This is a genomic window from Prevotella sp. P5-126, from assembly GCF_002251185.1.
Classification (GTDB): domain Bacteria; phylum Bacteroidota; class Bacteroidia; order Bacteroidales; family Bacteroidaceae; genus Prevotella.
In genome coordinates, this window is the sequence record NZ_NPIZ01000069.1 from 12,732 (window position 1) to 26,110 (window position 13,379).

At 43.1% G+C, this 13,379-nt stretch carries 12 protein-coding genes; 7 read left to right on the top strand and 5 right to left on the bottom strand.

Features of this window, described 5'->3' with window-relative positions:
* Positions 1-112 precede the first annotated feature (112 nt).
* From CIK90_RS07950 to CIK90_RS07965, 4 genes are all read left to right on the top strand, one after another.
* A complete protein-coding gene (locus tag CIK90_RS07950) occupies positions 113-463 on the top strand; it encodes a PadR family transcriptional regulator (RefSeq protein WP_094464846.1) in 351 nt (116 codons plus the stop codon).
* Entirely contained in the window at positions 460-2,235 is a 1,776-nt protein-coding gene (locus tag CIK90_RS07955) for a PspC domain-containing protein (protein WP_094464848.1), read from the top strand. The genes CIK90_RS07950 and CIK90_RS07955 overlap by 4 nt, the downstream gene beginning before the upstream one ends.
* A gap of 61 nt (positions 2,236-2,296) precedes the next feature.
* A complete protein-coding gene (locus CIK90_RS07960) occupies positions 2,297-2,815 on the top strand; it encodes a hypothetical protein (RefSeq protein ID WP_094464850.1) in 519 nt (172 codons plus the stop codon).
* Positions 2,812-3,897, top strand: a complete 1,086-nt coding sequence (locus tag CIK90_RS07965) for an outer membrane beta-barrel protein (RefSeq protein WP_158216046.1) — start codon at positions 2,812-2,814, stop codon at positions 3,895-3,897. The genes CIK90_RS07960 and CIK90_RS07965 overlap by 4 nt, the downstream gene beginning before the upstream one ends.
* Positions 3,898-4,828: 931 nt before the next feature.
* Here CIK90_RS07965 and CIK90_RS07970 read toward each other — a convergent pair.
* On the bottom strand, positions 4,829-5,863 hold the full coding sequence (locus CIK90_RS07970; protein ID WP_094435723.1) for a glycosyltransferase: 1,035 nt from the start codon (positions 5,861-5,863) through the stop codon (positions 4,829-4,831).
* 255 nt (positions 5,864-6,118) lie between these two features.
* A complete protein-coding gene (locus tag CIK90_RS07975; protein ID WP_094464854.1) occupies positions 6,119-7,141 on the bottom strand; it encodes a glycosyltransferase in 1,023 nt (340 codons plus the stop codon).
* Between the two features lie 354 nt (positions 7,142-7,495).
* Between CIK90_RS07975 and CIK90_RS07980 the strand changes: the two genes are divergently transcribed.
* A complete protein-coding gene (locus CIK90_RS07980) occupies positions 7,496-8,341 on the top strand; it encodes a glycosyltransferase family A protein (protein ID WP_094464856.1) in 846 nt (281 codons plus the stop codon).
* Between the two features lie 74 nt (positions 8,342-8,415).
* Here the strand turns inward: CIK90_RS07980 and CIK90_RS07985 are convergent, their stop codons facing one another.
* Both CIK90_RS07985 and CIK90_RS07990 read right to left on the bottom strand, forming a co-directional pair.
* Positions 8,416-9,348, bottom strand: a complete 933-nt coding sequence (locus tag CIK90_RS07985; protein ID WP_094464858.1) for a beta-1,6-N-acetylglucosaminyltransferase — start codon at positions 9,346-9,348, stop codon at positions 8,416-8,418.
* 18 nt (positions 9,349-9,366) lie between these two features.
* Entirely contained in the window at positions 9,367-10,563 is a 1,197-nt protein-coding gene (locus tag CIK90_RS07990) for a glycosyltransferase family 4 protein (RefSeq protein ID WP_094464860.1), read from the bottom strand.
* A gap of 46 nt (positions 10,564-10,609) precedes the next feature.
* Here CIK90_RS07990 and CIK90_RS07995 point away from each other — a divergent pair, with 46 nt between their 5' ends.
* Positions 10,610-11,767 (top strand): glycosyltransferase, encoded by a 1,158-nt coding sequence (locus CIK90_RS07995; protein WP_094464862.1) that lies wholly within the window; start codon positions 10,610-10,612, stop codon positions 11,765-11,767.
* Positions 11,764-12,135, top strand: a complete 372-nt coding sequence (locus CIK90_RS08000; protein ID WP_094390670.1) for a GtrA family protein — start codon at positions 11,764-11,766, stop codon at positions 12,133-12,135. Before CIK90_RS07995 ends, CIK90_RS08000 begins: the two co-directional genes overlap by 4 nt.
* Positions 12,136-12,141: 6 nt before the next feature.
* Here CIK90_RS08000 and CIK90_RS08005 read toward each other — a convergent pair whose 3' ends face one another.
* Positions 12,142-13,308: a glycosyltransferase family 4 protein gene (locus CIK90_RS08005; protein WP_094464864.1), complete on the bottom strand. Its 1,167-nt coding sequence runs from the start codon at positions 13,306-13,308 to the stop codon at positions 12,142-12,144.
* Positions 13,309-13,379: the final 71 nt, after the last annotated feature.

A 13,379-nucleotide genomic window follows, 5' to 3' on the forward strand; every position in this document is an offset into this window, starting at 1 on the left:
CACACAAACTGTTAATATATCATAATTCTTCGCATCATCATAGTACTTTGTATTGCAAGGTACTAATATTTTGCCTAACTTTGCATTCGAAATCATATAAACGCAATATAGTATGAACATAGAGAATGCGAAATCACAGATGCGAAAAGGTATGTTGGAGTTCTGCGTACTGCTACTTCTGAAGCGCCGTCCATCGTACGCCAGCGATATTATTCAGCAACTGAAACAGGCAGAATTGCTTGTGGTGGAAGGGACACTCTACCCTTTGCTGACTCGTTTGAAGAATGATGGACTCCTGCAATATCAATGGCAGGAATCAAACCAGGGACCTCCACGCAAATACTATGCTCTCAGTCCTGAGGGTGAAAAATTTCTCGAAGGCCTCGATCTCGCTTGGGCAGAACTCTCAGGCACTATCAATTATCTTAAAAACAATCACCCCAATCTTTTAGAAGCAAAATGAAAAAGAACATTACCATCAATCTTTGTGGGCGTCTCTTTCAGATAGATGAAGATGCCTACGAGCTGTTACAACACTACATAGAGTCGTTACGCCATTCTTTCGGTAAGTCGGAAGGTGGCGACGAGATTGTCGATGACATCGAAGCACGTATTGCAGAATTGTTTACTGAACTTCGCGAACAGGGCAACGAGGCTATCACTATCGACCACGTGAAAGCCATCATCAGCCGTATTGGCGAACCAGAACAGCTGACAGAGAACGAAGAAAGCGACAAAAGCGATAAAGCACACAAGTTTGATTCTTTCAACTCAGCTGCACAAGGTGTGTATGACAATGTACGCAAAAGAACTTCCGGAAAGAAGCTATTCCGCAACCCCAACGATAAAATGGTTGCTGGCGTCCTCTCTGGATTGGCTAAATATACCGACACCGACCCTGTCATCTGGCGGCTGCTGACGGTCTTATTCTCGGCTTTTTATGGCGTTGGTATTATTATTTACATCGTTTTGGCCATCATATTGCCTGAAGCAAGAACGCCTGAACAATTATTGCAGATGGAAGGAAAGGCTGTCACACCACAACATTTGGCAGACATTGTGGTAGATAAAGATCAGAGTACTAACCATCAGCCGAATCTGTTTCGCAGTCTTTTCGCCATTATTTTAAAGATTCTGTTCGGATTCTTCGTGGGCATCGCCTCCATCGTAGCCATCATTCTGTTCTGCGGTTTTCTGTTTGCTTTAGTTGTCTTGGTATCGGCCCTGACATTCCCCGTCAACAGTTATATGCCATTCAATTTGCAAGCCATGGGACTGGCAGAACTGTATGAGACTAATCCGATGATACTCATCATTTTCGTATTCTCTCTGTTTATGATGTTGCTCATACCCATATATGCTATCGTCCACATGCTTCTCTCGCTATCGAAAAAGGTTCAGCCAATGGGCATAGCACAGCGCATCGCATGGATTTTGCTATGGATTGTTGCCCTCTGCAGTATAATACCCTGTAGCATTTCGATGGCGAAATTCCGCCATGAACAACGAACCAAAGAGTATTTCCATACCCATATCTATCAAGACGTACTGATGGACGATAACGATATGGACTTTATGCGCCATGGCGAATGGAATCTGATTAAGGCAGAAGACTGTGCCCACTATACTGCACATGGTGAGTATTTCGACGGTAATAAAAGTGTGAGATACCTTGACACCTATAATGATGAGTGTCGCGCAATATACCAAGTGGAACGCAAACAGGCAGTAGAGCCCGGCATCTACCGCCTCGACTGTATTGCTCGCGCCGAGGGCCCCGGTTCGTTTGTCTATGCCATTGGCGACAATAAGATGCTGGCAACCATTCCTGCCTATGGCAACAGAGGGGGTGAACTGGCTGCACAAATAAAGAAAGAGTTGAGCCACATGCTGGCAAGCGACTCTCTCAATGACGTGGGCATCGACGAAAGCACTAAAGAAGTTGATATTAAGGGCATGAAGTTTGTCTTGACAGATTTACATCAAGATAACAAAAAGAAGCTGAAACGTATCTGCAAAGGTTATGGTTGGTCTATCGTCAGCATAGACAACATCGTGGTAACTGGCGACTCTATTACCTATGGAGTTTCTACCGACGAGGGCTTCACGGGCCACCCCTATCGTGCTAAGTGGTTCTCTGCCACCGACTTCAAACTGACACGCACAGGCGATCTGCCTCATATGAAAAATGACAAGACACGCCATCCCCGTATAAAGAGGAACAAAAGGCGATAACCGTCTCATTATCCTAAGACTATTTGCATATATTATTTAAATACGACTCCTACAGACAGTCATGTTCAAAAAGACCATCATCGCCCTACTGCTCGTTATGATTGCAACAACGGGATATGCGCAAAACATCAGCAAAGACTCCATTTTCGTCATGGGGTATGTGGCAGACGGATTTACGAAAGCAGCCATTCCCGATGCCTTTGTCACACTCATGAGAACGGACTCCACTGTGGTGGACACCATCAAAGTGCAGAAACAGCAATCATATACCTTCGGTGTAGGACGTGGAGCTGCTTCCACACGCTACTATTTTAAAATGAGTCGCACTCCTGCTGACTATATTATTAAGGTGGAACATCCGAATTACGAAACATCGTTCACACCTTATACGATAAAGAAATATAGCCGACGAACCTATTACACCAATGTGCCGACCATCTATTTGAAAAAGGCAGCACATGCCCATCACTATGAGACTGCCACGAATATCTGCGCGACAGCATCGACTATCTGTTTGACCAACAGAACAGCTACGACCAACGCACACAGACAATGGACAAAACTGTGGGGCTCAGCATGAGGATATACAAAGAAACCGAACACAACTATATAGGCTTGTATCCTTCATTCGATGCCAATTTCCAACGGCAACGTATGGACTACACGAGTGTACCACTAACAACGAGCACCACACGCCATTACACACTACTGACACCCAATGTTTTTCTTTTCCTCAATAGCCGGGATAGGTCGTATAGGTTCAACATACTGTATAATATGCGGTCATCAACTCCTGGTATTACAGATCTCATCGACCGTCCCATTACCAGCGACCCGCTGAACATCTTTCTCGGCAATCCCAACCTGAAAACATCACAAGAACATCGCTTTAGTGCTGAATACTCACTACGCTGCGACAGTATTGACCAGAACATCAACATTAGCGCAGATGGAACCTTGGTACACAACGCAAGAAGTCAAAGTTACACTTACGACCTCAATACTGGCATTCGTACTTATCGGCCTGAAAACATCGGTAGCGGTAACTGGAAACTTGGAACAAAGTTATCGTGGAGTCGCGCCATCGGCAAGCGCAAGTTCTGGCACGTGGACAACACACTACGACTGGCTTATGAGAAGAGTACAGGTTTTGCAACCATACAGTCTGCGGAATCTACGCAACAGCCTCAACGCAGTAGAGTGGAAAACCTCTATATACGATACAAGCCCAATTTAAGCTTTCAGAAAGGCGCATTCTCATTCCGCATCAAAGGCGAAATGACCTATCGCAACATCCATCGCAACATAACGATAGGCGATCAGCCCACCGACATTTGGGATTTCTCATACGGTTTCAACGGCACTTACAAACTGCCTTGGCAACTCACCTTTGAGACCGATCTCACTATGAACAGCCATCGCGGATATGCCGACAACGAGATGAACGACAACCGTCTCTATTGGGATGCAGCCCTCACAAAATCGATTCATAAAGGCCAATGGGTGATAAAACTTCGTGGCTACGACCTTCTCGGACAAGTGAACAACCTCCGCTACGCAATAAATGCGCAGGGGCGCACCGAGACGTGGACCAACTCCATGCGCCGTTATGCGCTTCTGACCATCAGCTACCGGTTCTCTCAGAAGCCCAAGAAAAAATAGTCTGTTGTCTCTATACCAATATTTCCGATATGCGGAAAGACAGGATAACAGAATACTTGTTTATCCATAACCAGAAGGACCGGATTCCCATAAATGGAATCCAGTCCTATTTATTGTTATCTGCGCATAGGATGATTCTATCAATAGGAATGTGGCTATAGAAGTTTGTGCTATAGTACATAGTTGTGCAATATTCTACAACCTATATATGGACAGACATAACGTTTGGGTTGATTTATCAGCACACAGCTATTTTAGTTTTCTGGAAAATTTTGACCACTCGACCACACTTATTGCCATCGCTTATCAACATGAAACTGCTAAGCAAATAATCCTTATCGATGCCTAAGCGGAGGCATGATGATTATTACGCTTTTATCCAACGCAGGATAATACTTTTATCAAACGTTGGATAACACTTTTGTCAAACGTTGGATAACACCTTTATCAAACGTTGGATAACACTTTTATCAAACGTTGGATAATACCTTTGTCAAACGTTGAAAAGACTTTTGCCAAACGTTGGACAATACTTTTGTCAAACATTGAAAAGACTTTTGCCAAACGTTGGACAATACTTTTGCCAAACATTTGGCAACAAGTGGCAAAACGTTATCTAAGAAACAGCACTCTCTTTTATTTCTGAGTAACAATTGTTATTGTTGACGGACATATACAAACATCGCGGATACGCTTACCAATAAGTGTGGTCGAAGTGTGGTCGTAAATTCTGAATTACAGGAATCGACCACGCCTGTAAGAGAGTGATTGACAGCGAGATGCAGACGCCTGTGGTCGAGTGGTCGAATATTTCATGAAAACTAAATTTCTGGAGCAATTATCACCCCACCCTTTCGCCTTACAAGCGTTTGGCATATATCTGTCGCCCATCACATAGTGGTCGCGATGCTCATGCTCTCGCGCAAGTCAACTATGATTTATACACCAATCTATCAATCATCAACTCAAATTTATCCACAACCTTTTTGATATTTTGGAAGTGTGAGCGTACAAAACGAATACGATAAATATGGCTCATCGGTCTGCATATAGTCAGGAAGAAAAGCAGCATAATGGGGCGCTTGAGAGTCTTGGCTGTTGCAAATAGTTGCTTTTCAACATCACGCATGGCTTGTTTTGCATCTTCAGGACATGCCACCTGATAAATCAGATGCTTGTCTTTCAACAAAGCTGGGAACACATAAAGCAACATTCCAGTTGGCCGAACCTGTTTCAAATTCATAACATGGTCAATGATAATCTGAAAACTGCGTAGTCGCTTTACAAGATTCGCCACCTTGTCTTGGGTAATAGAAGTGGTTACATGGCGATAATAATAAGTAACCTGGGGCAGTACCACCACGGTAGAAACCTCAGACAAAAGTTGATAAGTCCATGGATTGTCTTCATGGATAATGCCTTCTATGAAATACAGCTGATGAGACAAGATAAACTGGCGGTTGACGAGTTTGTTCCATGCCATGATGGGAATGCGATCAAACAATATTGCCTCCACACATGCTTGTCCACCAGTCAACACATAGGGACGAGAGGTATGATACCACAATGATTTCAGTCCTACGCCCCACAGATTGTTGGCTTGAACCACATCTGCCCCAGGACAAAGATCGAAGCCCGACACCAAAGTTGAAAGACAGTCGGCAGAGAGATAATCGTCGGAATCGACAAAAAGCAGATAATCGCCCGTTGCGGCATCAATACCCGTATTGCGTGCAGCAGACAATCCGCGGTTCACTTCGTGACGAAGTAAACGAAACTGAACAGCTCCCTGATAGTTATCCACAAAGCGCCGAACGATATCCATACTCCCATCGGGCGAACAGTCGTCAACGATGATACACTCGATATTAGCCTTTGCATCTGATTGGGCTACTACCGAAGCCAGACATTCTTCGATATATGCCTCTACTTTATAGACGGGTATGATAATGGATATGGTTAACATGTATTCCTTTATTCGTAGTTTTGGGTTGTAAGTTATTATCGGTCGAAGCACAGGTCTTGATAATATTTATCAGTATAAGCGCTACGACAAGGCAAAGTTAAGAAAAATAAATAAGAAAAGAGAATAATAGCCAAACTTTTTTCAAACACATCCCGAACACATCCCGAAGGCTGCAAATATTACAAAAGCAGCAGTTTCAGACCAATCAAATCTTCCATCCCGAAAGGTTCAGCAACTTATCATAGTCTCACCCCACTACCATTTCAACCGGTCAATCATCAGTTCCAATGCAAGCATTATGCGCTCCAATATATGATATTTTCTGCGAACGAAATGGAATGAATAGATGTGGTAGAACGGTTTGAAAATAGTCAGCGAGAACAGCAACAATAATGGGCGTCCGTGGCTAATGATATTCTTAAGCAACCGAATGCGCAGACGGCGGAAAGCTTGTAACTCTTCCTCAGAGCAACCATGCTGATCTATCATATCTTGTATCTCCAACAATCGGGAGAAGACATTGACCAACAGACATCCCCGAATATTGCGCTCCTGCTTGAGCATGGTTGTCAAAATAACATCCCAGCAATAAATTGTTTTGCCTATTTTTAATTGTCTTGAGTGCATGATAGAATTAGCATTAGGGCGATAGTAATAGGTAACTTGTGGCAACACCAACACTTTTTGGGCTACATCCATCAATTGATAACTCCAAGGATAGTCTTCAAAAATGATACCCTCAACAAAATAAATATGATTATTTATGAGCAAATTCCGCCTTATCAGTCGGTTCCATGGGTTGACAGGAAAAATAAGATTTACCAAAGCGCCAAGTCGTTCTTTTTTAGATAACAATACTATAGGCTCTTGTCTCTTGCTATATGCTTTCTTGTCTAAAAACAAACTATTACCCTGTACAACGTCTGCGTCAGGATTTGCCAACAACCCATCAACCAACGTTTTCAGACCATGTTCCATCAAATAGTCGTCGGAATCGATAAAAAACACATAATCGCCCGTTGCCGCTTCTACACCCGTATTGCGCGCAGCAGATATTCCGCGGTTCACTTCGTGACGAAGCATACGAAACTGAACAGCACCCTGATAGTTATCCACAAAGCGCCGAATGATATCCATACTGCCATCGGGCGAACAGTCGTCAACGATGATGCACTCGATATTAGCCTTTGCATCTGATTGGGCTACTACCGAAGCCAGACATTCTTCGATGTAGGCTTCAACATTATAAACGGGTATGATGATGGATAGGTCAAGCATGTGTTTCTAATTTCGTAGTTTTGGGTTGGAAGTCATTATCGGTCGAAGCACAGGTCTTAATAGTATTTATTAGCATAAGCGCTACGACGAGGCAAAGTTAAGAAAAATAAATGAGAAAAGAAAACAATAGTCAACTATTTTCTATAAGCCTCAGTTAAATCTTATGTGATTGTACATGAATATAACGATAGATCTAATCAGCATTATACTGTTTTTAGACCCTAAAAAACAATGGCTTTTCTTTATAAGAACAAAAAAAATAGTAGCAAATACATATATTCTTAGAAGAAAAACTTGCGATTATCATCAATATCCATTATCTTTGTGGAACAAAAACCTAAAAACAACACTCCAATGGCATGGTATTCGAAATATCTATCAATATACGGAAAGAACTTCAACGAAGTATCTAACGACATCATCAGCGAAACAAGAGAAAGGTTGGCTGCATTGCAAAGCGAGAAACCACTTGCTTCGATTGTGGTCATTGCCTATAACGAAGAACAACACCTACAGGCTTGTCTTTGGGCTCTTAGCGAGATAAAATGCAAGTATCCTGTAGAAATCATTGGCGTTGACAACGATTCGAAAGACCGTACTGCAGAAATTTTCGAGACATCAGGCATACCATATTACACCGAATATCAGCATAGCTGTGGCTATGCACGCCGCTGCGGTCTGCAACACTCAAAAGGCAAATACTATTTCGATATAGATTCTGACACCATCTATCCACCACACTATTTTGACATCATGTTGGAGGAGCTATTAAAACCTGATGTATCCTGTGTCAGTTCGTTGTGGAGTTATTTTCCTGATGAAAACCATTCATGGATTGGTCTTAAACTCTTTGAGACATGTCGCGACCTCTTTTTATATATACAGCACTTCAAACGACCAGAGCTAAGCGTCCGCGGCCTTGTATTTGCCTATAATGCCGATTACGCTCGCCAAGAGGAATATCGTGTAGATATCATCAGAGGAGAAGACGGTTCGATGGCATTATGCCTGAAGAAATACGGCCGTATCGCCTTTATCTACAACCGCAAAGCACGTGCAATTACCGGCTATGGTACACTATCATCAGATTCGCTTTTTAAAAGTTTCATCAAGCGCATCAAGATTCAAACAAAAGGCATTACTCGCATTTTCTTCACAAAAGACCATTACGAAGATGCTGATGACAATTTGGTGAAATAGATACAAGCAACAACAATTGAATGATTTTATAATTGACCAGTACTTTCTCTTAGAACAGCAAAGCTTCCACTACATCACTTCTCGGTTGTGCCGAGAAGTGCCTTTACTAAACTGTTGATGAGTACTTGGTTCTTGCTGCTCATCTTGCGTGCAAAGAGATATTCGGAACTGAGCAATTCCGCTTCGTCACCATCCTGCCAAGTATAAGGTTCACCACATCGTTGCTGTTCGATGTTGGCACGTTTGAAATCGATAAAACGCATACAACTATGAACACCATCGTCCATATCAAAGATATTCTTCTTCAATTCGGGATTGGAGATAATCAACGAATGTTTATACATCTCATCGCCACACGATGTATGGGCAAAGCGTTTGTTGATAAAAGCCTCCTGGTCTATCAGATATTTCACGGCTTTCTCCGTCAGCGAAACCCAGTTGTGCCCCGTACGGAATGTCAACTCGTTGCCTCTTGAGAAATGGGTAATATCCTGCAATTTCAAGAGAATATGACGGATAATCTGTGCGGGCACAACCTTCCAACGCGGTTCAAAGGGACAACGGAAGTTCCAACGCATCAAGACATAATATCTGCGGCGCTTGCGCTCAGTATCGGCTTTGATATAATCGGTACGGTCGAAGAAGCCGATAAACTCCTTGCCTTCGTGTTCATCGAAGAACCGATGGATGTAGTCTTGAGTCTTGATAGGCAGATCCACACCCGATAATTTGTGGTAGTACTGATAGGGGCCATGCTGGAAAGCTGTCTTGAAAAGCTCCATCTCACTATGTATCTGGCTGACATCTCCCCATCTCACATCGTAGCGTTTGGGCGTATAGTAGAGCGTAGAATGTTTGGGCTGATACAGCTCTGGCATTTGCTTCACCTTCTTATCGATATGCAGATAAATATCGTTGCGATCATCGTCAAGCAACGAGAGCAACACATTGAGCAGGCTCCATTCATTATGAGCCATAATTAAATAGGCGTGTCTGTGGTTTGTCATTATCTGTTAGTTGTTGGTTTAATGATTATCATTTTGAACTATCGTTTCAAACAGTTTCGTCCATTGTGGCATAATATTGTCTGAGGTAAATCTTGCAGCATTCAATCTTGCTCGTACTCCCAACCATTCGCGCAACTCTTTGTTGTTGATGAGCAGTTCCATCTTTTCAGCCAACTGTTGGATATTGCCATTCTCTACCAAAAAGCCATCTTCACCATCGCGAATAATATCACTCGGTCCATAAGGACAATCGAAGGAAACACAGGGCAAACCACACGACATAGCTTCGACAAGCACAAGTCCCCACCCTTCATAGCGCGAACTCATCACATAGAAGGCGCTATTCTGATATTCCTTATAGATGTTATCGGTCGCACCAGCGAAAGTCATAGACGATGTAAGACCTGCTTCCTCCAACTGCTGTTGTAACTTCTGTAGGTCTCCACCATGTCCATAGACGACAAGTTGCCAATCAGGATGCCTTGCGGCTATAAGTTGCCAAGACTGAATCAATAGGTCGAAGCCCTTCTGCGCATGAAGTCTGCCTACGGCAATTATTCTTTTCGGTCTATCTGCAATATCGGTTGTTTTTTCTGGATAATTAGTCACTACGTTATGAATAACCTCGATATTGTCATAGCCTTTCCAGCATGCAGCATCCTTATGGGTGAGAACTACAACCTTCTCACACCGCTTCAGCATTTCCAACAAATGCCGTGCTATCTTACGGTCTAACCATGGAATATGAGTAAATGTATTCTGCAAAAAGAGCTGATAATAAACATGCGATTCTACGACGTGCCGATAAGGCTGGGATAAAATCTCACGAAAAAGGAAAAGTGCATATGTTGTGGACACAACCACATCGGGCTGAATCTCGTCTAACAACTTTCGCAAGCGATGTTTAAACAATCGTGGCATAGTGAATTTGAAACGGATTCTCTTCAGCAATGACATCGTGCCCGTTGTAAAAAACCTTGTGTTTAAATCGACATGTCTGATTTTATTAGACAAAGGATATGCGAAAGGATGGTTACCTTGTTCGTAAGTTACAAATACTATCTCATATCCTGCAACTTCAGCCAGCCAGTTCATCTTGTCACAGAAAATACGCTCTGTGCCACCTTTTGCTGCAAATGAACTGAATATATAGACTAACTTCATATCTGAAATTGTTTGTTCGTGCAAATATATAAAATATTTCTTTATATCCATTTACATTTCGTGTTTTTTTAGTAATTTTGGCGGAAAAATCATTGGTATGGCAAAAAAGGTATGCTTTTTGGTTGATTCCATCTTCAGTATAGGAGGGGTGCAGCGCGTTACTGCAGTCATTGCCAAAGCGTTAAGCAACACCTATGAGGTGACTATTGTCACATTGGACGCTCCATCGGCTTACGATACAACCCTCTACGGACTGGATGAATGTCAGATCAACTTCCGTTTCTTCCAATACCCTCCTGTAGGAAAATGGAAGAACCTGATGTGTAAGGCATATAGCTACCTCTATCGGAAAGTGTTGCCACAAACACACTTCACCTCTGACCTCTATGCGCATAGTTCTTTTCCATCAGAACTTCGGAATGCTTTGGTTGCTGAATTAGACCGACAGTATGACGTCATCATTGGCGACCACGCACCATTGGCAGTCAGACTGGCAACATGCAAAAAACAGCTGAAAGGATCGAAATTGATGGGGTGGATACACAATTCATACGATGCACTCTATGGCAAAGGGTCATTATATATAGGTGAGGAGTTGCAACAACACTATGAATACCAACTGTCGAAACTACACCATACCATCGTTTTGTGTCATTGCGATGCCATCAAATATCATATCCCAACCGACGTGATCTATAATCCCCTAACCCTCAAACCGGGTCAGCCTTCTGACGGAACATCCAAGCGATTTCTTGCTATTGGACGTTTCTCGCCACTCCACAAGGGATTCGACATACTGATAGATGCCTTCTGCCTGTTTGCCCAACATAATAGCGAATGGCATCTGGATATAGTGGGTGAAGGTCAGGAAGGCGATCGCATCCAACGAATGATAGACAAATACAAGCTCAACAACAGAATCACTATCCATCCATTTACCAACAATATCCAAGCGTATTATTCACGTGCTCAAGTCTATATATTGAGTTCGCGGTGGGAAGGGTGGGGGCTCGTGCTTGTTGAAGCAATGTCACATGGGCTTCCTGTGGTTTCTTCCGATCTCCCCGTGTGTCAAGAGATTATGGGCGATTTCGGCATGTATTTCAGAAATGGAGATGTTGAAGATTTGTCGCGCAGAATGGGCGTTGCCACCATGATCAATTGGAAAGAGAAGTCTGCTGAAGCCATGGACATTGCCAAAAACTTCAATACCGACAGTATTATCAAACAATGGAAAGCACTAATTGAAGAATGAAACACAGTAAGGGATTGGGAGAAATCATCCGTTTCGGCATTGTCGGAGTGATTGCCACCGGCATCCAATATGGCATATATTACTTGCTGCTGGGGCACCTCAACGAAACTGCTGCCAATACGGTGGGCTATCTGGTTAGCTTTGTCTGCAACTTCATCATGACAACCTACTTTACATTTCAGGTAAAACCCAATAGAAAGAAAGCAGGCGGCTTTGCCTTAAGTCATTTGGTCAACCTAATATTGCAAAACATATTCCTCAATTTATTCCTATGGCTGGGTGTTGCGAAAGAATGGGCGCCGTTGCCTATGTTTGCCATCTGCGTACCCATCAACTTCCTCTTGGTGCGGTTTTTCGTCAAACGTTAGTCAGAATCAGTCTTTCAACTGATGGATTGGAAACACAGATTCAACCACTTTCTGCATCTGCACCTTCCACGACAGATGATCCACACTATGACGTATGACCGTAGGATTCCATGATTGACTATCTACAAAATCGATGATATCACAGATATTGATGGGCGATTCATCTGCTGGAGCCTTTAAGACATAAGACTGATGATCGAAATCTTCATCTTGTTCGCTATATATAAAAGGTATGCCGCGAGTGGCATACTCACGGTTCTTCAAGGTCTTGATACGAGTTATACCACTACGATGGCGTCCTAAAGAACCGATGGCAAACTGGCATTGGTTGAAGACATCATCCAATTCTGCACCAAACAAAGCTCCATGGAATATGACTTTATCCTTCAAATCATAGCGGTCTATCAAAGTTTGAAAGCCTATCTGCTTGGAATTGCCTGTCATATACGTTTCATCCACTCCACCCACAATATGGAAGATGACGTCACGCTTTACCTTGCTCGGCTGTTGGTAATAGACACCCAAACCAGCTATCAATCGGTCGAAGCCGTGCCAATAATGCACCTCTGCCACACCGATCAGGTGAAGGGGATTGGATAATTGCGGAAACGCAGGATGCAAAGGTGTGCTATCCATATCCACACCATTGCTAATGCGGATGGTTTGCTGACCAAATATCTCCTGTTCGTCAGAGAAAGTGACGATGGCTGACATGGTTTGCGCCAATTGTTGGCGGTATTGTTTATTGATAAAGACACCCAACCGCACACTCCATCCATAGTCGTGAGTATATTCCGAATCATAGGGATAGGTGGGGATTTCGGTAACTGCCACTATTCCCTTTGATCGCAATCTACGGAAGAAACGAATCAGGAAGGGATTGGCATTATGAAAGCTACGGGCATAGACGAACGCTATTCCCTCACGAAGACAGTAGTCATACACACAGCGATAGTCAACACGCTGACGCACAGCAGCCAAGCGTCCCTTGCCATAATCCTGTATAACCTGACCATCAATATATCGACAACGATGGCCTTCGGGAGAGAAAGCATAGTAGCAGAGGCGGACATCGTGTCCGTTTTCACGCAGTCCCTTCACTTGATAGTGAATCTTCTTGCTGATACCGCTATAGTCGGAAAATCCGTGGTAAACGAGGAAGAGTATCTTCATCCTTATAGTATTTATCTTTGCAAAAGTATAGATTATTTTCGAAAAATCACCATAAAATTTGCATTTTTACA